The sequence below is a fragment of the Chryseobacterium sp. CFS2 genome (assembly GCF_036543225.1).
Classification (GTDB): Bacteria; Bacteroidota; Bacteroidia; order Flavobacteriales; family Weeksellaceae; genus Chryseobacterium; species Chryseobacterium culicis_A.
Map to the genome: position 1 here is coordinate 678,769 of NZ_JAZHQU010000002.1, position 26,291 is coordinate 705,059.

The 26,291-nt window shown below is 36.5% G+C and carries 23 protein-coding genes; 10 read left to right on the forward strand and 13 right to left on the reverse strand.

Going from position 1 to position 26,291, the window contains the following annotated elements; translation table 11 throughout:
- Positions 1-198: 198 nt before the first annotated feature.
- On the reverse strand, positions 199-768 hold the full coding sequence (locus ODR02_RS06560) for a helix-turn-helix domain-containing protein (protein WP_047380002.1): 570 nt from the start codon (positions 766-768) through the stop codon (positions 199-201).
- Between the two features lie 414 nt (positions 769-1,182).
- Between ODR02_RS06560 and ODR02_RS06565 the strand changes: the two genes are divergently transcribed.
- The 10 genes from ODR02_RS06565 (at position 1,183) to ODR02_RS06610 (ending at position 10,604) form a co-directional block, all read left to right on the forward strand.
- Positions 1,183-1,890 carry a response regulator transcription factor gene (locus ODR02_RS06565; RefSeq protein WP_309511898.1) on the forward strand — a complete coding sequence of 236 codons (708 nt, stop codon included), beginning with the start codon at positions 1,183-1,185 and terminating at the stop codon, positions 1,888-1,890.
- A 3-nt stretch (positions 1,891-1,893) separates the two neighbouring features.
- Positions 1,894-3,309, forward strand: a complete 1,416-nt coding sequence (locus tag ODR02_RS06570; RefSeq protein WP_309511899.1) for a sensor histidine kinase — start codon at positions 1,894-1,896, stop codon at positions 3,307-3,309.
- Between the two features lie 246 nt (positions 3,310-3,555).
- Positions 3,556-4,050, forward strand: coding sequence for a hypothetical protein (locus ODR02_RS06575; protein ID WP_209786577.1), 495 nt, complete (start codon positions 3,556-3,558; stop codon positions 4,048-4,050).
- Positions 4,051-4,082: 32 nt separating this feature from the next.
- Positions 4,083-4,910, forward strand: coding sequence for a YoaK family protein (locus ODR02_RS06580; RefSeq protein WP_309511900.1), 828 nt, complete (start codon positions 4,083-4,085; stop codon positions 4,908-4,910).
- 315 nt (positions 4,911-5,225) lie between these two features.
- The gene (gene mutL / locus ODR02_RS06585) at positions 5,226-7,022 is read left to right on the forward strand and encodes a DNA mismatch repair endonuclease MutL (protein ID WP_309511901.1); all 1,797 of its coding nucleotides are present in this window, start codon (positions 5,226-5,228) and stop codon (positions 7,020-7,022) included.
- Between the two features lie 6 nt (positions 7,023-7,028).
- A complete protein-coding gene (locus tag ODR02_RS06590; protein WP_209786580.1) occupies positions 7,029-7,757 on the forward strand; it encodes a rhomboid family intramembrane serine protease in 729 nt (242 codons plus the stop codon).
- A 63-nt stretch (positions 7,758-7,820) separates the two neighbouring features.
- A complete protein-coding gene (locus ODR02_RS06595) occupies positions 7,821-8,750 on the forward strand; it encodes an endonuclease/exonuclease/phosphatase family protein (RefSeq protein WP_309511902.1) in 930 nt (309 codons plus the stop codon).
- A 73-nt stretch (positions 8,751-8,823) separates the two neighbouring features.
- Positions 8,824-9,795 (forward strand): endonuclease/exonuclease/phosphatase family protein, encoded by a 972-nt coding sequence (locus ODR02_RS06600; RefSeq protein ID WP_209786581.1) that lies wholly within the window; start codon positions 8,824-8,826, stop codon positions 9,793-9,795.
- 4 nt (positions 9,796-9,799) lie between these two features.
- The gene (locus tag ODR02_RS06605; RefSeq protein ID WP_209786582.1) at positions 9,800-10,162 is read left to right on the forward strand and encodes a hypothetical protein; all 363 of its coding nucleotides are present in this window, start codon (positions 9,800-9,802) and stop codon (positions 10,160-10,162) included.
- 31 nt (positions 10,163-10,193) lie between these two features.
- Positions 10,194-10,604, forward strand: coding sequence for a hypothetical protein (locus ODR02_RS06610; RefSeq protein WP_309511903.1), 411 nt, complete (start codon positions 10,194-10,196; stop codon positions 10,602-10,604).
- A gap of 70 nt (positions 10,605-10,674) precedes the next feature.
- Here ODR02_RS06610 and ODR02_RS06615 read toward each other — a convergent pair whose 3' ends face one another.
- From ODR02_RS06615 to ODR02_RS06670, 12 genes are all read right to left on the reverse strand, one after another.
- Positions 10,675-12,189, reverse strand: coding sequence for a GH3 auxin-responsive promoter family protein (locus tag ODR02_RS06615; RefSeq protein WP_209786584.1), 1,515 nt, complete (start codon positions 12,187-12,189; stop codon positions 10,675-10,677).
- A gap of 105 nt (positions 12,190-12,294) precedes the next feature.
- Entirely contained in the window at positions 12,295-12,705 is a 411-nt protein-coding gene (locus ODR02_RS06620) for a BrxA/BrxB family bacilliredoxin (RefSeq protein WP_079243608.1), read from the reverse strand.
- Between the two features lie 452 nt (positions 12,706-13,157).
- Entirely contained in the window at positions 13,158-13,604 is a 447-nt protein-coding gene (locus tag ODR02_RS06625) for a GatB/YqeY domain-containing protein (protein ID WP_209786585.1), read from the reverse strand.
- Between the two features lie 90 nt (positions 13,605-13,694).
- Positions 13,695-15,605 (reverse strand): cell division protein FtsZ, encoded by a 1,911-nt coding sequence (ftsZ, locus tag ODR02_RS06630; RefSeq protein WP_309511904.1) that lies wholly within the window; start codon positions 15,603-15,605, stop codon positions 13,695-13,697.
- A 121-nt stretch (positions 15,606-15,726) separates the two neighbouring features.
- Complete coding sequence (gene ftsA, locus ODR02_RS06635; RefSeq protein WP_309511905.1) at positions 15,727-17,112, reverse strand: cell division protein FtsA; 1,386 nt, start codon at positions 17,110-17,112, stop codon at positions 15,727-15,729.
- 79 nt (positions 17,113-17,191) lie between these two features.
- Positions 17,192-18,157, reverse strand: a complete 966-nt coding sequence (locus ODR02_RS06640; RefSeq protein ID WP_309511906.1) for a cell division protein FtsQ/DivIB — start codon at positions 18,155-18,157, stop codon at positions 17,192-17,194.
- 78 nt (positions 18,158-18,235) lie between these two features.
- A complete protein-coding gene (gene murC, locus ODR02_RS06645; RefSeq protein WP_309511907.1) occupies positions 18,236-19,606 on the reverse strand; it encodes a UDP-N-acetylmuramate--L-alanine ligase in 1,371 nt (456 codons plus the stop codon).
- A gap of 71 nt (positions 19,607-19,677) precedes the next feature.
- Positions 19,678-20,769 (reverse strand): undecaprenyldiphospho-muramoylpentapeptide beta-N-acetylglucosaminyltransferase, encoded by a 1,092-nt coding sequence (murG, locus tag ODR02_RS06650; protein ID WP_309511908.1) that lies wholly within the window; start codon positions 20,767-20,769, stop codon positions 19,678-19,680.
- Between the two features lies 1 nt (position 20,770).
- Positions 20,771-22,009 (reverse strand): FtsW/RodA/SpoVE family cell cycle protein, encoded by a 1,239-nt coding sequence (locus ODR02_RS06655; RefSeq protein ID WP_034694212.1) that lies wholly within the window; start codon positions 22,007-22,009, stop codon positions 20,771-20,773.
- A gap of 64 nt (positions 22,010-22,073) precedes the next feature.
- Entirely contained in the window at positions 22,074-23,399 is a 1,326-nt protein-coding gene (murD, locus tag ODR02_RS06660; protein ID WP_209786591.1) for a UDP-N-acetylmuramoyl-L-alanine--D-glutamate ligase, read from the reverse strand.
- 86 nt (positions 23,400-23,485) lie between these two features.
- On the reverse strand, positions 23,486-24,727 hold the full coding sequence (gene mraY / locus ODR02_RS06665) for a phospho-N-acetylmuramoyl-pentapeptide-transferase (RefSeq protein ID WP_209786592.1): 1,242 nt from the start codon (positions 24,725-24,727) through the stop codon (positions 23,486-23,488).
- A gap of 80 nt (positions 24,728-24,807) precedes the next feature.
- Positions 24,808-26,268, reverse strand: a complete 1,461-nt coding sequence (locus ODR02_RS06670) for a UDP-N-acetylmuramoyl-L-alanyl-D-glutamate--2,6-diaminopimelate ligase (RefSeq protein ID WP_209786594.1) — start codon at positions 26,266-26,268, stop codon at positions 24,808-24,810.
- Between the last annotated feature and the right edge of the window lie 23 nt (positions 26,269-26,291).

Consider the following 26,291-nt stretch of genomic DNA (forward strand, 5'->3'; position numbering starts at 1 on the left):
AATAAGCGATTATTATTTAAATGCAAAGTTTAATAAGTTAAGTGATATATTTTAAGAGAGCAAAGGCTGCGACTTTGTCGCTGAAGAAACATTTTCATTTGCATACGCTTAGAAAGAATCAATGAAATTGATTCCACTCTTTGCTCGCTTAAAGGTATTAAGGCTTAGTAATAAAGCTTTGCGTTAAAAAAGGTGTTATTATGCAGTATAAAAATAAAGAACAAGCATCACACAGCTTTCATCACTGATGCTTACCGGAACGTGAGGAAATTTTCCATTGAAATATAAAGAATCTCCCTCTTTTAAGATAATTTCTTCATTATCAATCACATATTTCACTTCTCCTTTCAGAATGTATTTGAATTCCCAGGCATCCGTAATTACCTTTTCTCTTTTAGAATTGGGTTCGAGCGTTAACAATACCGCTTCAAAACCCAAAGAATGAAGACTCTTGCTAAAAATATGCATATACTTGAATCCTTCAGCTTCTACCTCTTTTTCTATAACCTGTTGGCTCTCTTTCGGAACATAGATGAATTTGGCATTGGATTTTTTCTCAACACCCTCAAAAAAATAACTGGCATCAATCTCAAGAGACTGTATCAGATCCAGTAAAACCGGAAGGGAAGGAATTGTTCTTCCGTTTTCAATTCTGGAAACAAGACCGTTACTCACATTTGCTTTGAAAGCCAGATCATTAATGGTTAAATTATTCTTTTTTCTAATATCCTTTAATCTCTTGCCGATACCTATTAAAAAGTCGTTCATACGCTATGCAATTTAACCTGAATTATTTATTCATCATTCTATTAAAAACAAAGGTAATATTATTCTATATAGGTTGTATGGTAAAAAGAGGAATTCATAAAAAGGTTAAGTGATACAAAAGTGGAAAAATGAAAACGCAAAGCTAGTAAGTTTATTATACTGTTTTATTTTCGATCGCGAGGGCACTTCGTTCAGCTAAGAATGCGATCATTGCATAGTGAAACGCCCTTGCGATCATTTTATAATTTTATGTTGAAATTCATTGCGGATTTTGCGTTAAATCTAATTCATCTGAACCGAATCATAAAAAGGTCGTAATAGACTCCCATCTTCTAGCCTCCTTTCCTTTCTCTGTTCCAGGTTTGCCCATCCCAGGAAAAATTCCCTATTTTTGTAAAACTCCTTATTTCATTTATGAAAAAAATTATTCTTATCGAAGACGAAACAAGCGTGGTATCCTTTATTAAAAAAGGACTTCAGGAAAACGGATATGAAATTTCTGTGGCTTTTGACGGACGCACAGGAATACAGCTGGTACAGGCTAACGATTTCGATCTTGTTATTTTAGATATCATGCTTCCGGAAATGAATGGTTTGGATGTGTGTAAAGAGATAAGAAAAACCAATCAGAGTGTTCCGATTTTATTTCTGACGGCTTTGGGAACTTCTGAAAATATCGTTCTCGGACTGGAAAGTGGTGGAGATGATTATCTGGTAAAACCTTTTAAATTCATTGAACTGGTTGCCCGTGTGAAATCTCTGCTAAGAAGAAGCAATAACAACGGCCCGCAGGAAGTTACTGAACCAGAACCGGATAATGAACATGTATTTCAGTTTTCTGATCTGATGGTGAATGATTATACAAAGAAGGTAACCCGTTCGGGAGAAGACATTTCCCTGACTTCCACGGAATATAAACTCCTGCTGTATTTCCTGAATAATCCGGAAAAAGTAATTTCCAGAGCAGAAATTCTGGACGCAGTGTGGGGAGTAAACTATGAGTTGGGAACCAATGTAGTAGATGTATATGTAAACTATTTAAGAAAAAAACTGGATAGCCAGGATGATAATAAATTGATTCATACCGTGATAGGAATGGGGTATGTGTTGAAAAAAACATAATGAATGTTTAATAAAGTGATTACAAATCAAACCAAAACGATGGTACTTTTAATGCTGGTTTTTACCGCCATCATTTTGCTGTTCAGTGGTTTGGTGTACTTTTCAATCGTTAATTTTTCACATCAGAGGTTTTATGAACTGCTGAAGATCAGAACAGCTACTATTGTTCAGATTGAAAAGAGCAAAGACCATCTTGACCTTCCGGAAAACTATGTTCTCAGCAGCCTGAATGATGAAGAGCTTCCGATGGAAAAAGACTATGTTTTTGCGGTTCCTACAGACTCCAATTTCAAAAAAATATCCCAGGAAGTCCATATTCCAGCTTACTTCTTTAAAAATATCATCAAAGAAGGGGAATCCAATTATAATGATCAGGAATTCTATTACATAGGGCAGAGTTTCAGATATGATAATAAAGATTATATTGCGATAGCTTCTGCCAAAAACCACTATGTTGTTTACTATCTTGGTTTTTTAAAAAGAACACTGCTTACCTGTATCGTACTATCGCTGTTCTTTAGTATGATCTTTTCGTTTTATCTTTCAAAAACGTTATTCAGGCCAATATTAAAAATTACCGGAAAAGTAAAGGAGATCAGTTCAGAAAACCTTCACTTAAGATTGGAAGCACAGCCTGATAATAAGGAGCTGAATGAGTTGGTAGATACTTTCAACGATATGCTCAACCGTATTGAAACGTCTTTCGAAACCCAGAATCACCTGATCGGAAATGTTTCCCACGAATTGAGAACTCCTTTAACTTCCATTATGGGAGAAGCGGATGTCGCGCTTTCCATCAGCAGAACAGCCGAAGAGTATAAAGAAACTCTGGGGATTATTCTGGATGAAGCTGAAAAACTGGATAAAAAGATCAAAGCGCTCTTAATGATTGCCCAAACCGGATTCGATGGAAAGATCCAGAAGATGGATAAGGTGAGAATTGACCAGCTGCTTTGGGATGTCATTGAAACCCTCAGAAGGATCGATTCCAGAAATAATATTTATCTGGATATCAGTATGCTTCCCGATAATCCGAAAAAATTAAAAGTACAGGGGAATGAACAGCTATTGCATCTTGCAGTGGCTAATATCATCAGTAATGGATGTAAATACTCTAATTTCCAGCAGGTTAAAGTTTCATTAGGCGCTACCAATACAGACGTTTATATTATTGTAAAAGATAATGGAATCGGAATTCCGGAGGTCGAAATGAATAAAATCTACGATCCGTTCTTCAGAGCTTCCAATACCAATAATTACGAAGGCTACGGAATCGGGCTTCCATTGGCCAGAAATATCGTAAGAATGCATCACGGTGAACTGATTGTAAGCTCCCATGAGAATCAGGGAACCACTGTACAGATGCGTTTTCCAAATTTCTATAGTATGATGCAGAAAGGAGAAGAGATCAACAAATAAATATCTTTATCCTGAACTTTATTAAACTGTTTTTACCTTGTTTGTTTTGATAATCAGTGTGTTGTGTAGGTGTGTTCGCTCTTTTCCGATTTTGATTTTTCGTTATATTAACTCCACTTAACAATTTTCTAATCTCATTTTAATCTCTTTAATCACATTTTAATTCTATTCCAAAGACCTTCTAATATGGTCGTTCTAGTTTTGTATCATCAAAAAAGATAAACACGATACAAAATAATAAAGAACATGGCTAAAACAATTTTAATTGCAACAGATTACTCTCTTGAGTCATTGAACATATTGAAAAAAGTACTTAAAGAGAAAGAGGCATCAGAAGATCAGAACCAATATAATATCCTTTTGACTTCCGGGTATGATTCCGGAGATTCTATCAGAGATCTTTTGTTCAGTACCAAAACATCTATTTTCAATAAAATCAGGCCTTCGGAATTCTGTGATGCCTTCGGAATTATCAGTAATAAATATCCTCACCTGGTTAACAAAATCATCTGTGATGTCTTTACAGGAAGTTTCCAAAGAACATTTAACCAGTATGTAAAGGCAGAAAATATTGAGGAAGCCTATTATTCTCCATCTATTAAAAGCAAAGGAAAAGGCAAATTCGATCTGATTCCTTATATCAAAAAATGCAAAGAACTTCAATCTCACGAAATTACAGTTGAGGTAAGAGAAAGGCTTCCGGAAAGAGGAAGACTGGCGGAGATCTTTGTAGAGGTCTAAAAAGAATTAAACACTATTTAAAAAGATAAAAAATGTTAAGAAATTATAGTAACAGCAGGACACTGGGAGACAATATCAGGTTGGGGACGCTGACTGCCTTTACGGCAGGTACTATAAATATTGCTTCCCTATTGATATTTCTCTCTTTTACATCAAACGTAACGGGCCACTACGCTATTTTGGCGGCAGAAATCAGTAAAGGAAACTGGACGCAGGTAGGAGTAGTAGGAGGATGGATCTTTTTGTTCTTCTTCGGAAGCTTTCTGTCCAACTTTATTGTTATCAATTTTAATAAAAAAAGTAAATATTTTGCCCATTCTATGCCTATTGCGCTGGAAATTTTATGTCTTCTTTTTGTAGGAATATACGGGCAGTTTTATTATCAGAAAACATTAGAAGAAACAGAATATTTAGTAGCATTGATGCTTTTCGCTACTGGATTGCAAAACGGATTAACGGCAAGTATCTCCAACTTCTCCGTGAAAACAACCCACCTTACCGGAACAACCACCGACCTGGGAATCCTGGTATCCATGTTTACACAGAAAAAGTACAGAAGAAATGGAGAACTGATTGGCAGAGCAAAACTTCTGATGAGTATCATGCTTGCCTATGTGATGGGAGCAGTATTCTCAGGGTTAACTTACTACTATCTTGAATTCAGAGTCTTCTATGTAATCAGTATATGTCTATTGATTGTAATTGGGTATGATGCCTATAAAATCCATATTCGACATTTCAACACCAAGTACAGATACAGCAGGATTTATAAAAAACCGAATCTTTTTGCTTACCTGTACGATAAAATCCATGGAATTCCTAAAAGAGAGAGGAAAAGAAAACTTGTCTTTGAGGATTAAAATGTAAAACACACTATTATTTTTTTGTATAAACTAGCTGTAAACGCCCTTATTTTATGATGGAATAGGGGCGTTTTTCTGAAAAACTAACTTCATTATTGGTATTTTTATTGTTTTTTGTCCTCTTTCCATGGTCGGTGAAATGAAAGTTTCCGGATGAGACGGATCAACTTGCTAACGCCCTTCATTACAAACATTAAAAAAATCAGTTGGGGATAAATAGGCAAAAATGTTGATAATTAAATATTAAATCACGATTTTAGTATTTTAATTCCCGTTTCCATTGACTATTTTTGTAAGTTGATTTACGTTTTTATGTCAGATATTATTCAGCTTTTACCGGATCATGTAGCCAACCAAATTGCAGCAGGAGAGGTGGTGCAGAGGCCTGCATCCATCGTGAAAGAACTTTTGGAAAATGCTATAGATGCAGATGCAACGAAGATTGAATTGATCATCAGAGATGCCGGGAAAAACCTTATTCAGGTGGTAGACGACGGAAAAGGAATGTCTGAAACAGATGCACGGATGGCCTTTGAAAGACACGCTACCTCCAAAATCAAAAGAACAGAAGATATCTTTAAGATTGCCACAAAAGGATTCCGGGGAGAAGCTTTGGCTTCCATTGCTGCGGTTTCTCAGGTGGAGCTCAGAACAAAACAAAAAGATACTTCCATCGGAACCAATATTTACATTGAAGGTGGGGTTTTCCAATTTCAGGACCCGATTCAGACAGCAGACGGATCAAACTTTTTAGTAAAAAATCTTTTTTATAACGTTCCTGCAAGAAGGAAGTTTTTGAAAAATAATAATGTTGAATTCAGACATGTTATTGATGAGTTTCAGCGGGTTGCATTAGCTCATGAGAATCTGGAATTTTCTCTGTTTCATGATGATGAAGCTGTTTTCAGACTGAGAAAAGGAAGCCAGATGCAGCGTATTGTAGATGTTTTCGGAAGAAAGCTTCAGCCGCTGTTGATACCCATTAAAGAAGATATTATCTGGTGTAAGCTTCACGGTTTTGTTGCTAAACCCGAAGGCGCTAAGAAAGCAAGAGGAGAGCAGTTTCTTTTTGTAAACGGCAGATATTTCAGAAGTCCGTACTTCAATAAAGCGGTTCAGGAAGCTTTTGAAGGATTGCTTCAACCTGGATATGTACCTTCGTTTTTCCTTTTCCTGGAGCTTGATCCGGAGAAAATAGACGTCAATATCCATCCACAGAAAACAGAAGTAAAATTTGAGGATGAGCACCTTATTTTTGCTTTACTGCGTTCAACGATTAAAAGATCTTTAGGAATTTATAACGTGTCTCCAAGCCTTGATTTTGACAGAGATCCTGAATTGGATGAAATGATGAATAAGCCAATTCCAAGTAAAGGAAATGGCGGCGGAACAAGTGGAGGCATTATCAAAATGCCTGAAATTATTGTAGATAAAGACTATAATCCTTTCCTTGAAGAAAAAAATGTAGTGCATCCTGAAGAAATTCAGAACCTTACAGAAATGTATCATCAGAACATAACGGCAGAGCCTTCGAAGATCAACTTGTTTGAAGATGAAGATTTTGACGAAGACCTTATGAGACTTCCCAATGGTTACTGGCTTTTCAATAAAGGAGATGTTACTTTAATGCTGGATTTGGGAAGAATGCACAGGCTTTTGGTTTCTGAGGGAAATAAATCTACCAGAAAATCAAATACAAACAGCCATGCTCTTCTTTTCTCTCTGGAGTACCACATGAATGAAATCGAGAAGACAAAATACAATTCGATCAAAAAATATCTTCCGGAATTAGGGTTTGACATGAAAATTGCTCATGAAAGTGTACTTCGAATAGATTCACTTCCCGAAGGTCTGAAAGAAACCCAGGCTATGAAGTTTCTGGAAAACCTTTTTGAAATCCTGGAATACAAGACAGAAGAAGAATTCATGCTGTATTACCATAACCAATGGAACAAGATGCAGTCGAAGTCAAGATTTGACTTTATTTATAAAAAAGATGCGGAACAGCTTATCAAAGACTTTACAGCATTAGGCTTCCCGGAATTTTTACCGGACGGCAAAAGATGTTTTTATGAAGTTCCGTTTAATGACTTTAAAAACAAATTTTAAAAAATTATGTTTGACAATATACCGCCAATTACAAGGAATATTATTATAATCAATGTTATAGTATTTATTGTTACTTACTTTATGGGAAACCAGATTATTGGTTATCTCGCCGGCTTTTATCCGTTCTCTCCCTTTTTCCATTCATGGCAGGTTATTACCCATATGTTTATGCATGGAAGTATTATGCATATTTTATTTAATATGATGACACTCTTTAGTTTTGGTCCTATTCTGGAACAGACTTTAGGTGACAAAAAGTATTTGATTTTATACTTTGCAAGTGGCTTGGGAGCATTTTTCCTTTTTAATTTATGGAACTTTGTAGAAGTTCAGCAACTTTCCCGCGAATTGGAGCAGCTAGGATTTAATGTCAATGCCTATTTATCTGGTGCAAGTGTTGAATTTGCAGGAAATACAACTTCCGTTCTTAAACAAAAAGAGTTACTTGAAAGTTTAAAAGGTATTGTGGCCACACCAATGGTGGGTGCCTCTGGAGCTATTTTCGGAGTAGTAGCGGCATTTGCAACATTATATCCGGATTCTAAAATTGGTATTATGTTTATTCCGGTTCCGATTAAAGTAAAGTATTTGTTACCCATTATTGTGGTAATTTCAATATATCTTGGATTATCAGGAAACGGAGGAGGAATTGCACATCTTGCCCACGTAGGCGGCGCTTTGGTGGGTTGGCTGCTGGCAAGAATTTGGAAGAAACATTTGTACCGATTCAATTAAAATAATCTTGTGAAAATTTTCCGTCTCATATTATTCATTCTACATCTTGGAATTTTATTTTTGATGCTAGGTACATTATTAAATGCCTATGTTCCCCCAAAGATTTTTCCGTGGTTTAATTTACTGTCGCTGGGATTCCCGATTTTAGTCATTTTATATATTGTGCTAACTATCTTCTGGGTATTCAGCTGGAAAAAGTGGGCTTTTGTATTTATGTTTGCTGGGTTGGCGTTTATAAATCCTGTAAAACGGTGGGTGAATTATTCTGATCAAAAAGGGAATTCTGAAATAAAAGTAGTTTCTTTCAATACCAGAGGTGGAGGAAATAAAGATATTGGGCCTTATCTTAGAACTCAGAATGCAGATGTTCTGCTTTTACAAGAGGACTCGGGTAGAAAATATCAATTTGAAGGGTATCAGAAAACAAACCCTGGCAAAGGTTTAATGCTTTTGACTAAGCATAAAATCATTAAACAACAGATCATAGATCCACAGGATGATAATGTAAGGGTTCCTGGTTTACTGGTTGATATAGAAATTAATGGCAGGGTATATCGGTTTATTGATGTTTATCTTCATCCTTTCCGCTTCGAAAAAGATATGGTGAAGCTTAACGGAAATACAGATACTAATGAACAAAAGTTAAAAGATATTATAAAAAGACTCATTCCAACTTTTAAAAAACATCAGGAACAAGTGGCTCTCATTCGGGAAGTCATTGATAATTCTCCATATCCGGTAATTTTAGCAGGAGACTTCAATTCTGTGCCCAATTCTTATGAGTATTATCATTTATCAGAAGGTCTTGAAGATGCATTTTTAACTGCGGGGAAAGGAAGTGCAACCAGTTTTCACGACTATAAATTTCCAATCAGGATAGACTATGTGTTTTCTTCAAAATCATTAAAGGCAATATCTTATCAAGTTGACCGTTCTGTAAGTATTTCAGATCATTATCCTGTCACAGTTAAGTTTTCTACGGAGGACAAATAATCATAAAAAGAGTTAAAATTGTCTGCTTGGTAGGATTTTTGTTGAAAGAAAACCGTACCAAGACCGTTTTTTCATGAAGTCGAACCAGATATTACTATTTATACATATCGTTGTTGCTGTTTTGCTGTTATGCACATTGGGGAATGCATGGATTCCACCCAATATTTTAGGCAACCTGAATCTTCTGTCTCTTGGTTTTCCTTATCTGATTCTGGCACATGTGATTCTTACGCTGGTATGGATCTTCAAAAAAGAAAAAATTGCGATTGCTTTTGCCTTAGGTACTCTTATTTTCTACAACCCAATCAGACGATGGGTCAATTTTTCTCCTAAAACTGAAAATTTAAAAACAATACGGGATATTAAAGTACTGACTTTTAATGTGAAATACGGAGAATATGGCTGGGATAAAGTAAAAGATTATATCATGGCACAGGATGCGGATATTATTCTTGTACAGGAAAAAGATACAAATCGTGTTATAAAACGTGATCTTATAAAATATCCGTCAGTTATTCTTAAAACTAAACATAAAATTGTAAGACAGGCAGAACTTATTGATGAAAAAGCACGTGGAAATTCATTTTATGCTGATATAGACATCAATGGAAAAGTAATCAGAATTATTAATATTTATCTTGAACCTTTCAGGCTTAATAAATCTATGTTTACGAAACTTGATGGATTAGGTTTTGGAAATATTTCTACATTGCTTTCCCATATGACTCCAACATTCCAGGCTCATGAAGATCAGGTAAAAAGAATCAGAAAAATGGTTGATTTATCACCTTACCCTGTGATTTTGGCCGGAGATTTTAATTCCGTTCCCAATTCATATGAATATTATAATCTTGGAAAGGATCTTCAGGATGCGTTTTTAGTGGCCGGAAAGGGAAGTGCCAGTAGTTTTCATGATTATAAAGTTCCTTTGAGAATTGACTATATCTTTACATCGAAATCAATCATTCCGCTAAGCTATAAAGTAGATCAATCTGTGAAATTATCGGATCACTATCCTGTAATTGCAGAATTTCGATTAAATTAGTTCCATGAAAAATTTACTGTCTGCGATTTTTATTTTTATTATCCTTTTTACTGCCTGTTCCAAGAAAGAATCTCCAGGTTTCGGAGCTGAACAGGAAGTGAAAGTTCGGTATGATACCACGGCTATTGATTCCTTTTCTACAGGAGCTGTTTCAGTGGATATCGCCCGAAAAATAAGAATGTCTTCTCCTCAGTATATTGATTCTGTAAAACAGGCTAAAAAGCTTCAGGAAGAAGAAAATAAGCTAAAAGCAGAGCTGGAAAAAGAAAACAAAGCAAAACAGGAAGAGGAAAAAAAGAAGGTTGAAGCAGAAAAGAAACAAAAAGCTTCAGAAACACCTCCTGCTCAGGACACGAAGGCACAATAAACACTACAAACATCATTAAACAATATACAATATGAAAAAACAAATCTTGGCTGCAGTAACAATCTCAGTATTCACTGTAGCATGCACAAAATCAACAACAAAAACAGAACAGGTAGAAAACCCTGACGGATCTGTTACCACTACCACGACTACTGTTTCAGAGACGCCAAACACCGTTGATACAGCAAAGATCAACAATGCAAAAGAAGATGTGAAAGCAAAAGTAGATGAAGCGGGGAATAAAATTGACAATGCTGCTCAGAAAGCAAAAGATAAAATTGATGCGACAGCTGATAAAACAAAACAGGATCTTCACAAAGCGGGACAGGATATTAAAACTGAAGCGAATAAAGTAGGGCAGGATGCAAAAGAAGCTGCGAAAAAAGGAGCTTCGAAAGTAGAGGAAGCCGCGAAGAAAGTAAAAGAAGATTTAAGCAAATAAATGAAAAAGCCGTAATTCTATTGAACTACGGCTTTTTAGTATACAATTGAGAGTCGGGAATCTTTCTCTCTTATTTATTCATTTCCAGCAAAGGATCAATGTATTCTCTGTCATTGCTTAATCTGGGCACTTTATTTTGTCCGCCAAGTTTTCCTTTAGCTTCCAGCCAATGATAAAACAGATTGCTTTTAGCGATATGTACAATAGGTCTTTTAAGCGTTATATTGTTGTATCTCTTTGCTTCATAGTCTGAATTGATGGTCTTTAAATGCTTGTCAAAAGCATCAATAAAGCTGTCCAGATCATCCGGATGCTGGCTGAATTCAAAAATCCATTCATGAGCACCTCCTTCATTTCCGTTCATAAATACAGGAGCTCCTGTAAAATCCGTGATTTGGGCACCCGTTGCTTCACAAGCCTTTGAAAGGGCTGATTCTACGTTGGTAATCATCAGTTCCTCCCCAAAAGCATTGATGTAATGTTTGGTTCTTCCCGTTATTTTTATTCTGAAAGGATTAACTGAAGTAAAAACAACAGTGTCTCCAATCAGGTATCTCCAAAGTCCTCCGTTGGTTGTGATGACCATTGCATAATTTTTTCCTACTTCCACATCTTCCAGGCTTACGACCTTAGGATTTGAAAAATGGAACTGATCCATTGGGATAAACTCATAAAATATCCCATAATCCAGCATCAGAAGCATCTCATCACTGTCCGGTCTGTCCTGTATCCCGAAGAACCCTTCGGAAGCATTATAAATTTCGTAGTAATTGATGTTTTTTCCGATGATCTGCCTGAATTGTTCCCGATAGGGTTTAAAGCTTATTCCGCCGTGAAAAAACACCTCTAAATTAGGCCACAGTTCAGAAATACTTTCTACATTGGTTTCTTTTAATACTCTCTGCAAAAGAACCATCATCCAGCTGGGTACTCCAAGGATACTTCCTACATCTTCATTCTTTACTTCGGAAGTGATTGCTTTCAGCTTGCTTTCCCATTCACCCATCAAAGAAACTTTCTTGCTTGGTGTGGTGGTAATTTCTACCCAAAACGGAAGATTGTCAATCAAAATAGCTGATAAATCGCCAAATTTTGTATTAAAATCAGCATACAATTCGGAGCTTCCTCCTAAACGTAAGTTTTTATAATTAAAAAGCTGGTTTTCAGGATGGTTGTTGGCGTAGATGGAAACCATATCCTTTCCTGCTTTCATGTGGCAGTATTCAAGGCTTTCTGCAGAGATGGGAATAAATTTGCTTTTCGCATTGGTGGTTCCCGATGATTTGGCAAAATGTTTAATGAGACCGGGCCAGCTTACATCTTTATATCCCTGTCTTGCTTTTTCAATAAAAGGTTCCATTTCTTCATAGGTGACAATAGGAACTTTGTTTTTAAAATCCTGATAACTTGATATAGAATTGAATCCGTATAGTTTGCCATATTCTGTATCCTCCGCATGAAACAATTGAGAAAAGAGTATACCTTTCTGGGTTTCAATGGGATGATCCATGAAATTCTGTATCTGATCAATCCTTTGACGGATGAACCAGTTGACTACGGTATTGAAAAGTGCTTTGGTTGCCATTTCAACAAATATAATGATATTTGAATTTTCAGAAAATTTTTTACGTGATTAAATAAAAAAACCGTTACAAATTTTGTAACGGTTTGATATCTAGTTTGTTGTTTATTAACAATACTCATCGTATGCAGCCTGAAGGTTTGCGGCAATAGCACCTGCCGGGTTCCCTTCGATGTGGTGTCTTTCCAGCATGTGAACCAATTCACCATCTTTGAAAAGTGCTACACATGGAGAACTTGGAGGGAATGGAGCAAGGTGTTTTCTTGCTTCTACCACAGCCTCAGTATCAAATCCTGCAAATACAGTTGTTAAATGATCTGGTTTTTTGTCTCCTGTTAAAGAGTATACTACTCCTGGTCTTGCAGCACCTGCAGCACAACCACATACGGAGTTGATTACCAATAGGGTAGTTCCGGATTGCTTTAAAGCATCTTCTACCTGAGTGGGAGTTGTTAAATCCTGAAAACCTTTATCTGTAAGCTCTGCCTTCATAGGCATTACTAAATCTGTTGGATACATATATTTTGTTTTTTATCTCTACAAAGTTAAGCAATTCTTTGCGTTTGTTCAATATATAAAAACTATCAATTGATTAGTCATATAAAATTAACCAAGTATTAATATTGTAATAATATTCTAAAAAATGTGAATTAAAATTAGGAATAATAAAATATTATTATTAAATTTGAAATGATTCTGAAAAACAAACGACCATGAAAAAAACATTTAAGGCTTTCCCTCAAGCAATCAATCACTTAAATACTCTCTGAAATATGGTAGTAGCTTAATTCTTTTTTCAGTTTAGAATCAAACTGATTAACAAACTTTAATATCCAAAGAAATGAAGCCCGGAACTGAAGAGTTCCGGGCTTCTTTAATCAAATCGATATGCAAAGGTTGTATATCCTATAGTTATGGGTGACACGTGTTTTCAGGCTTTGAAATTACTCTAAGCTTAAACACGGATCACATTAAGAAAGGAGCTTTTTAGCCATCTCGGAAATACTTTTTCCGTCAGATTTTCCGGCTAATGTTTTTGATGCAACTCCCATTACCTTCCCTAAATCTTTAATAGATTCAGCACCGGCTTCAGAAATAATATTTTTAATTTCTGTTTCTAATTCTTCAGCAGAAAGCTGTTTGGGTAAAAACTGCTCAATAATTTTCATCTGAGCGTCTTCTACTTCTGCAAGATCATTTCTTCCCTGTGCAGTAAACTGTTCGTAAGAATCTTTACGCTGTTTTACCATTCTCTGAAGAATAGCAATTTCCTGTTCTGCGCTTACTTCGGCTCCAACGGCTTCAGTTTTAATCAGTAATATCTGTGATTTTACAGCGCGTAGAGAATCCAAAGCCACTTTGTCTTTAGCTCTCATTGCTGTTTTTATAGCTTCGGTTATTATATTTTCTAAGCTCATGTTTATATATTTGGGGCTTTAGGCAATAAGCAGTAAGCTTTTTGATTGGGCTGGAATGGCCTATGGCTTACTGCATACTGCTTATAGCATTTAATCAACGTCTTTATTTAAAAATCTGTTCTCTCTGATCTGCATAGACCCATTGTTATCAGACAAATAAGTGTTGATATTCTGGTCTGATGCATTGTTTCCGTCGATAGAAATATTTTTTCTTTTAAAAGCAGGAATAGATTCGAATTCACTGGTACTGTCAAAATTTTGGTAGCGTGAGTTGAATTCTTTTAATTTATTTCTTCTTTCAATGACTCTGTCCTGATCAATCGTTTTATTCACGAAAGTGAATTCTGATTCTTCAGTTTTTGGAGTTTCAATTTCTGTTTTGTTTTGAAAAGCTGATCTTGTTTCCGCTTTTGGTTCTTCCTGTTTTTGGTAGAATGTTTCAATCTTTTGAGCGGGTTCAGCTACGGCAGCATTTGTAGGTGTATTAAATTCTGCTTTTGGCTGTCCAAAATCTGTATTCGGTTCATTTCTGATAGGCTCGTTTACAAAAAAGCTGAATTCAACAGGTTTTTCATTAGAAAACGAGTTGTTGAATTGAGTTCCGGCTTGCGGCTCATCTTTTTTATTTTCAAAATCAAATGAGAAAGACTGGATCTCAAGATCGTTAGGATCTTCATTCTCCTCATCAATAGAGAGCAAGCTGTATTCCTCTTCTCCTTCTTCTTCGTTTCTCCAGCTTTGTTCAGGTGTATTTATAGCATCTTCCTCTTTATCAAAGAATTTTATTTCAGTTCTTGGCTGCTCTTCTTCAATAATCATTTTTTTTTCGGTAGATGTCACATTGAAAGAAGTATCATGGTCATCATCAAGTCTGAAAAGGTTTTTACCTCCAAAATCATGTGTTGTTTCAGGAGCTACCTCTCTTTCCTCTCTTGTTTTGAAAGGAGAATTTTTGGGAGCTTCAAAACTGTCGTTAAGGCTGATTCTGATTTTCTCTGTAGGCCCTGCAAACTTCTTATTATCGTTAGAGAATCCCGTTGCGATAACAAGAACGCTTACTGCATCTCCTAATTCTTCATCAGCACCCACCCCGAAAATAATATCCGCAGTGTTTCCAGCTTCTTTCTGAATGTGGTCCATGATGATACCGATCTCGTCCATAGTAACTTCTTCAGCACCACTTCTGATCAATAACAGAACGTTCTTAGCACCTGTAATCTTATTATCATTCAATAATGGGGAATCAAGTGCCTTTCTTACGGCTTCTTCTGCTTTATTTTCACCTGAAGCAGTTCCTGTGGACATCAACGCTGTACCTGAATTCTGAAGCACAGATTTAGCATCTCTAAAGTCAATGTTTACATCAAAGTAACCTGTAATAACTTCTGCCATCCCTTTCGCAGCATTAGCTAAAACTTCATCGGCTTTTGAGAATCCCTGCTTGAATCCAAGGTTTCCGAACTGCTGTCTTAGTTTATCGTTATTGATCACAATTAATGAATCAACATTATTTTTTAGTTTATCAAGACCATTTTCAGCCTGATCAAGTCTTCTTTTACCTTCAAAACTGAAAGGAACGGTAACAATACCTACAGTAAGAATTCCCATGTCTTTTGCTACTTTAGCAATGACAGGAGCTGCTCCGGTACCGGTACCACCACCCATTCCCGCAGTGATAAACACCATTTTGGTGTTTTGTCCCATAGCTGCTTTAATATCTTCAATACTTTCGATTGCAGATTTTTCACCAACCTCAGGGTCTGCACCTGCTCCAAGACCTTCTGTGATTGTTGTTCCTAACTGAACTTTATTAGCAACCGGGTTATTATCAAGAGTCTGAGCATCTGTATTACAAATCACGAAATCAACTCCGTGAATTCCTTTCTCGTACATGTGCTTTAGAGCGTTGTTTCCGCCGCCCCCTACACCGATTACTTTTATGATGGATGAATTTCCTTTTGGCAAATCAAATGAAAATCCTTGTGTACCTATATTTTCCATAACTATACTTTTAATAATTGATAAGCGATAGATGATAATTGATGAATGATATTCGTTATTAAATTAATAAATATTAATCTATTTCAGGTATCATTGATCATTAATCTTTTATCATTTATATTTATTCTACTTCTTCAAAGAATTTTTTTACTTTTTCCATAAGCGACTGCCCGAAGGTTAATTTCGCTTTTCTGTTCTCTTGCCTTTCATTTTCGAAAAACTGCTGATCCTGAACTGGCGCTGCCTGCTGTACGGGTTGCACGGTTTCAGGTTGTGCTGCTGCAGTTTCCTGCTTTGGTTGTTCAGCAACAATTTCTATTATTTCATCAGCATTGTGTTTTTTGTCTCTGATTTTCAAACTCTCCATCAGTAACCCGATAGAGGTAGCAAATTCAGGGCCTTTCAGGTACTGATTTTTATCGTTGGCAATATATTCATTCGCAAAACCGATTCTGCTGTCAAAACCAGTGGTATAATTGGCCAGCTGACGAAGGTGTTTCAGGTTTGAACCTCCACCCGTAAGAACGATTCCTGCAATAAGTTTTTTCTTTTGTTCGAAAGCACCGTACGCTTTCAGCTCTGTATTCACCATTTCCAGAACTTCTTCTACTCTCGCATTGATGATCTGGGCTAACGTTTTTAAAGAGATTTCTTTGTCCGGTCTTCCGTGAAGTCCGGGAATAGTTACAAAAGTACTGTCTTTTTCTAATTCAGGAACAGCCGAACCAAATTTTACTTTAAGTTGTTCTGCATGTTTCTCTATGATGGAACAGCCTTCTTTGATATCTTCGGTAATAATTCCGCCTCCGTATGGAATCACACAGGTATGACGGATGATATTATCTTTAAAGATGGCAATATCGGTAGTACCACCACCAATGTCAACAATAGCGACACCAGCTTCTTTTTCTTCTTTTGTAAGAACAGCTTCTGAAGATGCCAATGGCTCTAAAGTAAGGGCTTCCATTTCTAGTCCGGCTTCACGAACACATCTTGCAATATTTCTGATGCTGCCCATTTGGCCTACTACAACGTGGAAGTTTGCTTCTAAACGCTTTCCATGCATTCCGACAGGTTCCTGAATTTCACCCTCGGAATCCACTTTATATTCTTGAGGAAGTACGTGGATAATTTCTTCTCCGGGAAGCATAACCAGTTTTTTCACCTGATCTTTTAATGCTTCGATGTCGTCGTCTGTAATAAATTTATCAGGATGTTCACGCATAATATAATCGGAGTGCTGCAGAGAACGAATGTGTTTTCCTGCAATACCTACCGTAACTTTGCGGATAGGAACACCGGCACTGGATTGTGCTTCGGATACTGCAGCCTTGATTGAATTAATAGTTTGTGAAATATTATTCACAATACCTTTATGAACACCAAGACTTTTAGCTTTTCCTACACCGAGAACTTCTATTTTCCCGTGTGCATTCCTTCTTCCGACAATCGCGACTATCTTCGTTGTCCCGATGTCCAGACCTACTGAATACTCTTGATTTTCCATTTTTATATCGATTTGATTTTTTCTACTTTTTTCTTTGAAAGGATAATATCCTATTTGTGTATTAAATGCCCTGAAGGACTTATTCTATTTTTACTTTTGCCTTAGGCTTGGACTGCGCCTTGACGGGGGGCTTTTTCTCTGCTTTTTTTGTTTCTTTTGTATGTGTTTTCGTCTTTGTATCCTCTTTCGGTTTGGGCGGAGTGGAATTTGCTTTTTTTACTTCTGCCGTCTTGGGCTTAGATTCCGTCTTTTTAGCTGCAGGAGAAGGTACTTTTGCCAGCTCCATTTTCCCTGCTTTTAAAATACTGTCATTTTCTTTAAAATAAGGGTTTAAAGTCGTGACAATCTGATTCTGATATTTCACGGAAACCATACTGTATTTTTGAGGGTCCTGATACACCAGATATTTTTCAACGAAAGTTTTAAATCCTTTTACTTTAAAATCAATATTATCAAGGTCTCCGATCTCTACTCTGTAGTTTCCTTCGCTCGTAAGAAGACTATAGCTTTCTTTGCTTTTGGAGATTCCTATAAAATATTTTTTACTGAAATCATCTTTATCGATCTTTTCTACCAGTTCTGCCAGCTTTTCGTATTCATCGGGCTGTACATTTCCGGTTACCAGCATACATGGATGTGAGTAGGTTCTTGAAATTGGGAATTCAATTCCTTTTTCATCCACATAGAAATCTCTGCCGTCTTTATTTAATCTGAAAACAGGAACTCTTTGCTTGATATCCAGATTCAGCTTTCCATTCAGGTTCAAATAGACGTTGGCACTGTCTACCGCCGGAAGAGAATTTATTCTTTTTTCTAAAGAAGGAATATTAAGATCTCCCACTTTTCCTGAAGGATTTTCTTTTTTTACAATCTCTCTAATATCTTTTTCATCAACAAAATAAACCGGAGTTTTCTCACTCATTTTTACAGAAATCTTATTGTCTGTAATCTGTTGGTGGCTGAATCTCTTCAATGAGAAACTCAGTAACAATCCAAGGATGATTACCGTGACAACAATTTTTAATATTCTGTATTTATTTTTCATATTTTCTGTACAATGTAAAAAGTACAATGTACTTATGTATTTTTATATTAATTTCTTTTCAACTTTACATTGTACATCTTACATTGTACTTTGTATTGTGCTAATCCACTCACAAATAGGATCATACAGGGTATCTATATTTCCTGCTCCCACGGTAAGAAGGATGTCAAAATTTTTTTCTTTTATTTTTTCAAAAGCATCAGATAATGTTGATACTTCTTTTTTATCTAATGTTACTTTTTCCAACAGCCAGCTTGAGGTAACCCCTTCAAAGTTTTCCTGAAGTTCTCTTGCAGGGTAAATATCAAGAAGGATCAGTTCATCAGCCTTGCTTAAACTTTCTGCAAAACCATCTGCGAAATCTCTTGTTCTGCTGAAAAGATGGGGCTGGAAAGCTACCAATAGTTTTTTATCAGGGTAAAATGTTTTGATTGAGCCCATTACAGCATTAATTTCTGTAGGGTGGTGGGCATAGTCATCAATATAAATTTTACCATTCTGATAAATATGTTTTGTGTATCTTCTTTTAATTCCTTTAAAATTAGCAATTGCCTTTTTCAGCGTATCAAAATCTGCGCCTAAATTATGCAGAATAGCCAGTGCTACAGTGGCATTTTCCACATTGTGAATTCCTGGAATTTCCCAGACAAAATCTTTTATCGTTTCAGTAGGGGTATGAAAATCAAAATAGATTTTATCATGATCCATACGGAGATTATCCGAATAGTAGTCTGCGGGCTCATTTACGGCATAAGTTTGATGTCCTCTGCCTATTTCCAGTCCTTTTCTTACAAAAAGCTGTTTGTCCTGAGGTACTAAAGCTGCAAACTGTCTGAATCCTTCTTCAATATGGCTTTTATCTCCATAAATATCCAGGTGGTCAGCATCGGTAGAAGTTACTACTGCCCAGTCTGGCGACAGGTTCAGGAAGCTTCTGTCATATTCATCAGCTTCTACTACAGAATACTTAGAACCATTATACAGGAAGTTGGATTTAAAGTTTTCAGAAATTCCTCCTAAAAAGCATGAGAAAGGAAGATTTGCCTCTTTGCACAGGTGAGCCACGAGAGTAGACGTTGTTGTCTTCCCATGAGTTCCTGCAATAGCGATGCAGTCTGTATTTTCTGTAATTAATCCTAAGACTTTAGCTCTCTTTAAAACTTCAAACTGATTTTGATTGAAATAATCTAAGATTCCAAGCGTTTTGATAGCCGGGGTATAGATTACCAATGTATTTTCTTTCTGAAGGGAAGTTATCTTTTCATCAATAAGGTCTTCAAAAACAATATCAATACCTTCGTTCATCAGATTCTGAGTTAATTTTGTATTGGTTTTATCGTAGCCCAATACTTTTTTCCCGGATGCATTGAAATAGCGTGCTAATGCACTCATTCCGATACCTCCGATTCCAACGAAGTAAAAAGTCTGATATGTTTGTAAATTATTCATTTTTTTGTCTTAATGTATTATGTACAAAGTATAATGTATTTTCTTACTCTTTACATTGTACCTTTTACTTTTTACAGTTTATTAAAAATTTCGTCTACGATCTCTTTTGCGGCATTCGGCTTGGCAAAATAGTTAAGATTGTCAGACATCTCTTTTCTTACATTTTCATTTTCGCAGATTTCTGATAATGTATTCCAGAATTTTTCCTGCATTTCAGAGTCTTTTACCATTCTTGCTGCATTTTTTTCCACCAGGTTCATGGCATTTTTGGTTTGATGATCTTCCGCTGCAAAAGGGAAAGGAACCAAAAGAACCGGCTTTTGGGCTACAGCCAACTCTGAAATGGCAATTGCTCCAGCTCTTGAAACAATGACATCAGCAGCAGAATAAGCCAGTTCCATATCTTTGATAAATTCTTTCAAATGAATGGAAGCTGGAAGCTGGAGGCTGGAAGACAACTCGTTGTAATCCAACTTTCCTGTTTGCCAAATTAACTGATACCCTTTTTCTTTAAGATTTTCAAGATTTTCTTTCCATGCATTATTCAATGTTCTGGAGCCTAAAGAACCTCCTACAGAAAGAATTGTAAGTTTGTCTTTATTTAATCCCATTTTTTCTTTTGCCTGAGCGGTATCCTGCATTCCTGAAATAATATTTTCACGAATCGGGTTTCCCAGAAATTTTATTTTTTCTGCCGGAAAACCTTCTACTTTTGGGTAAGCGGTGAAGACAGCTTTCGCTTTTTTGCTTAAAATTTTATTTGTTACTCCTGCATGAGCATTTTGTTCCTGTATGAAAATAGGAATTCCCATTTTGCTTGCTTCATAAAGAGCGGGCCCGCTGGCAAATCCTCCTGTTCCTACTGCGAAATCGGGAGCGAAGTTTTTAATAATCCTTTTGGATTTTGATAAGCTTTTCAGAATCTTAAAAGGCAGTCCCAGATTGGATAAAAGATTTCCTCTATCGATTCCGGCAATATCAATTCCTTCAATTTTATAGCCTGCCTGAGGAACTTTTTCCATTTCCATTTTCCCATTGGCCCCAATGAACAAAAATTCTGCATCAGGAAATCTCTTTCTGATTTCATCAGCAATAGCGATGGCTGGGAAGATGTGTCCTCCTGTTCCTCCGCCTGATAATAGTATTTTCAATTTTTTGTCCATGTTAAGCGATATCGTTTATTTCTGCTATACTTTGTTTTTTACCCATTCCTTCTTCATCATAAATCTGAATCCTTGAGCTTATATTTAAAATAATACCTAACTGCAAATAGGTTACCAGCATTGAGGTTCCTCCATAGCTGATCAAAGGCAGCGGCTGTCCAGTTACCGGGATCAGATTCACCGCAACGGCTATGTTTACCGAGAGCTGAATAAAGATCATTACCCCGAGGCTGAGCACGAGCAACGATCCGAAAAATGCTGGCATCTTGCTGGCAATCATTACGATCCTTATCATCATGATCAGATATAAACTGATCAGAAAAGCGGCTCCAATCACTCCGTATTCTTCTACGATAACCGCAAAAATAAAGTCGGAGGCAGACTGTGGCAGCATTTGTTTCAATGCACTTTTTCCTGGTCCCATTCCGGTAATCCCGCCATGTACAATGGCTGCTTTGGCCTGCATTACCTGATAGTTTTTCGCTTTTACACTTTCATCATCCACATCAGCTGATTTTGCTTTGCTGGAAGTAAATGTTTCTACACGGCTCATCCATGTGTGAACACGGTTACCACCAATCATATTGGTATTCAGCGCTATTAATAAAAATAGAACAATGGCTACAAATGATGCTGAGATAAACCCTGCAATGTATTTCCAGTGAAGCTGTCCTATGATAAGTACCACTACGGATACCATTAAAATCATTAATGCCGTAGAACCGTTATCTTTGGCTACCAGTACAAAAACAAGAAGGATAGGCCCGAAAATATACATGATATTCTCTATCGGAAGCCTTTCTCTGGTAATTTTTTTGGTTAAATATCTACAGAGATAGATGATTAACATTAAGAAAGCAAATGATGAAGGCTGGAAAGAGATAGGTGTTCCCGGGATTTTTAACCATCTGGAAGCACTGGCTCCATCAATGGTTTGTCCGGTAAACATGGTAACGATCAATAAAACAATCATAAGGCCGAGCAGAATACTACTGAGCTTTCCGATGTATTCATATTTTATTGTTCCTACCAGTCTCATAATGGCTAAACCTAAGACTACAAAGAACATATGCTTGATAACGTGACCTGTTGTAGTTCCGTTATTGACAATATATTCAAGATTTGAACTTGCAGAGTATACGGGGAAAATAGAGAAAATGGAGATCACAAGGATGACCATCCAAAGTACTTTATCGCCCTTTAGAAATTCAAATCTGCTTTCTGTGTTCTGTTCGTCCATAATTTTGTATTGATGTATGATGTACAAAGTAAAATGTACTTTTTACATCTGACATGTTACATTTTTACTTTAATACCTGCTCTTTAAACTGGCGTCCTCTGTCTTCATAGCTTTTGAACAAGTCAAAGCTTGCACAGCACGGAGATAATAGGACGGTATCGCCTTTTTTAGCCAATGATTTTGAAATTCTCACCGCTTCTTCCATGCTTGAAGTATCATAAATAACTTCTTTTTTGTCTTTAAAGAAATCTATGATCTTCTTATTATCTACCCCAAGGCAAACAATTGCCTTTACTTTTCTTTTGACTAAATCTTCAATTTCAGTATAGTCATTTCCTTTATCCAGTCCACCAACAATCCATACGGTTGGTGTTTTCATACTTTCTAAGGCATAGTACGTAGCGTTCACATTGGTAGCCTTACTGTCATTGATGTATTTTACGCTATCAATTTCAGTAACAAACTCCAATCTGTGTTCTACTGCCTGAAATGTCATCAATGAATGTCTGATGCTTTCATTGTTGATTTGTAATATTTTACCGGCAATAGAGGCGGCTAAGCTGTTGGCAACGTTGTGATTTCCCAATAGAGACAATTCATCAACTTTCATTGCGAATTCGTCTTTCATTTTCACCACAATTTCATCTTCATTAATGAAACCTCCTTCAGGTAGTTTCTCTTTGGTAGAGAAAGGAATCATTTTAGCTTTTATTTCAAGCTTTTCAAGAAGGCTTTTGCTCATTTCATCATCCTTATTGTAGATGAAGAAATTATCATTTTCCTGATTTTCCGTGATTCTGAATTTTGCCAACGCATATTCTTCATAGTTGTAGTTGTACTGATCCAGGTGATCCTGAGACAGATTCAACAATAAAGAAATATAGGGTCTGAAGTTCTGAATATCATCTAACTGGAAAGAACTTACTTCCAGTACATAATATTCATGGTTTTCATCTGCAACCTGTTTGGCAAAGCTGTATCCTATGTTTCCTCCCAAACCTACATTCAATCCGTCATTTTTCAGGATGTAATAGATCAGGGAAGTAGTGGTTGTTTTTCCGTTGCTTCCGGTAATGGCAATGATCTTTGCATCTGTAAATTCAGAGGCAAATTCAATTTCAGAGGAAAGTCTGATTCCTTTGTCATGAATTTTGTTGATGATGTCTGCTTTTTTCGGAATTCCCGGGCTTTTTACGATCCAGTCAGCATTTAAAATCCTTTCTTCGTCGTGATTTCCTTCTTCAAATTCAATTTCATTATCGATAAGAAACTGCTTATAGTTATCCTTAATAGCTCCTTTATCTGAAAGAAATACTTCCAGACCTTTCTTTTTAGCCAAATATGCAGCACCACATCCGCTTTCTCCACCTCCTAAAACAACTATTTTCATATTTATTCTTTTGTAAAATGTAAAATGTAAAACGTACAATGTATCTGGTGTCTTTTTACATTAATACTTTTTACTTTTTACAAAATTTATCTCATTTTTAGTGTGATCAGACATACAATAGCCAATATTACTCCGATGATGATCATTCTGTTCACGATTTTACTTTCGTGGAATCCGTCTTTCTGATAATGATGATGTAATGGTGACATTTTGAATAGTCTATTGTTTTGGGCATATTCCAGCCCGTATTTTCTTTTTCTGTATTTGAAAACAACTACCTGAAGCATTACAGACAGGTTTTCAATTAAGAAGATTCCGCATAATACAGGAATCAGCAATTCTTTTCTTAAAATAATAGCTAAAACAGCAATTACTCCTCCCAGCATCAGACTTCCGGTATCTCCCATGAAAACCTGTGCAGGATAGGTATTGTACCAGAAGAACCCGATCACGGCACCTACCATTGCCACGGCAAAAATGGTGGTTTCTCCCATATTGGGAAGGAACATGATATTGAGATAATCTGCAAAGATGATATTCCCTGATAGGTAGGCGAAAAGAGCTAGTGTGAGCAGTATAATGGCACTTGTTCCTGCGGCGAGGCCGTCAATTCCATCTGTGATATTGGCTCCGTTAGAAACAGCGGTTACAATGAAGATCACAATGGGAATAAAGACAATCCATGCCCACTCATGGGCATCTTTATCATTCATCCAGAATAAAATTCCACTATAATCGAATTCGTTATTCTTTGCAAAAGGTACAGTGGAAACGGTGATTTTTTCTGTAGGCATAAAGTTTTGCTCTACATTGTTTCTGTTCACCACTTTAGCATCTGCATATTTTCTTTTAACAGTAATATCCGGGTGGAAATACATTGTAATTCCGACGATTAGCCCTAAACCAACCTGTCCTACAATTTTGAATTTACCACTTAAACCGTCTTTATTTTTTTTGATTTTCTTTAAATAATCATCAAGGAAACCAATTGCACCCATCCAAAACATTGAAACCAGCAGCAGAACAATATACACATTGGTAATTCTTGTAAACAGCAATACCGGGATGATGGTTGCCAAAATAATGATAAGTCCTCCCATAGTAGGAGTGCCTTCTTTTTGTTTCTGCCCATCCAATCCAAGATCACGTACCAATTCTCCCATTTGTTTTGTTCTCAGGTAATTGATTACTCTTTTTCCGTAGACAAGAGCAATAATAAGGGAGAATAATACAGCCATTCCGGCACGGAAGGAAATGTATTTCAACAATCCTAATCCCGGAACGTGAATTCCATGGTTGGTTAGATATTCGTATAGATAGTATAGCATAGTTTCAATTGTTAATAAATAATCATTGATAATTGATGAATGATAAAATCAGTTATTATTAATCAACTATCGTTTATAATTTACTTGCTCATTAATTTCCAGAGCTCATTAATGACTTCTTTGTCATCAAAATGATGTTTCACACCATTAATTTCCTGATAGGTCTCGTGGCCTTTTCCGGCAACTAAGATGATATCTTTAGGTTCTGCAAATTTTATTGCCATCTTTATGGCTTCTCTTCTGTCCGGAATTGAAGTGTATTTGCTGAAGTTTTGAGGTTCAACGCCTGCTTCAATTTCTTTGATGATCTGTGCAGGATCTTCTGTTCTCGGATTATCCGAAGTGATGATTGCCAATGTTGATTTTTTTGTGGCAATATTCCCCATTTCAGGTCTTTTGGAATGATCTCTGTCTCCTCCGCAGCCGAATACGGTGATTAATCTTTCGTTTTTGGTTCTGATATCGTTGATGCTGTCCAGAATGTTTTCCAATGCATCCGGAGTGTGCGCATAATCTACGATAAAGAAAATTCCCCCATCGGATTTGAATGTTTCAAATCTTCCGGAAACTCTTTTTAATTTGCTGATGGCCTGAAGAATTTCATTTTGTTGAAAACCTAGTTCTTCAGCAATTCCGAATACAAGCAACAAGTTGTATACGTTGAATTTCCCTGTCAGTGTCGTCCAGAATTCTTTTCCGTTGAAGTTCAACAGCATTCCGTTGAAATCTACTTCTAAAAGTTTTCCGTGGTAGTCTGCCATAGTTTTCAAAGCATAAGACTTCTTTTTAGCCTTAGTATTCTGAAGCATGACATTCCCGTTCTTGTCATCCACATTGGTGATGGCAATAGCTGTATCTTCCAATTCGTCAAAGAATCTTTTCTTGGTTTTTAAATATTCTTCGAACGTTTTATGATAGTCTAAATGATCATGAGTAAGATTGGTGAACCCTGCAATTTTGAAGTGTAATCCTTCAATTCTGTTTTGGGCAATTCCGTGTGAGCTTACTTCCATGAAAGCAAATTCACATCCTTTTTCCACTGCTTCAGCTAAAATCCTGTTGATCGTAATCACATCAGGTGTTGTGTGAGTAGCAGGGATAATTTCTTCACCAATTCTGATTTCAACAGTGGAAAGTAAAACTGCCGGATAGCCCAGGTTTTTGAAAACGTCAAAAAGAAGGGTTGAAACAGATGTTTTTCCATTAGTTCCTGTAACCCCTATCAGTTTCAGTTTATGAGAAGGGTTTCCGTAGAAATTAGAAGCAAGGTGACCTAAGGCTTTAGATGAATCTTTTACCTTAACATACGTTACATTCTCCGCCAATGTTTCAGGGAATTCTTCGCAAACGATTGCGGAAGCCCCTTTTTCAATAGCAGATGCAATGAATGAATGCCCATCCACTACTGTTCCCCTCATCGCAATGTAAAGAGAGTTTTCTGTAACTTTTCTGCTGTCGATCACCAACTCAGTAACCTCACGGTTGTTGTCACCATGGATTTCCAATACTGGGATTCTGTTTACTAATTCTGTTATAATCATCTTTATCAATAAGGCGTTGCCTT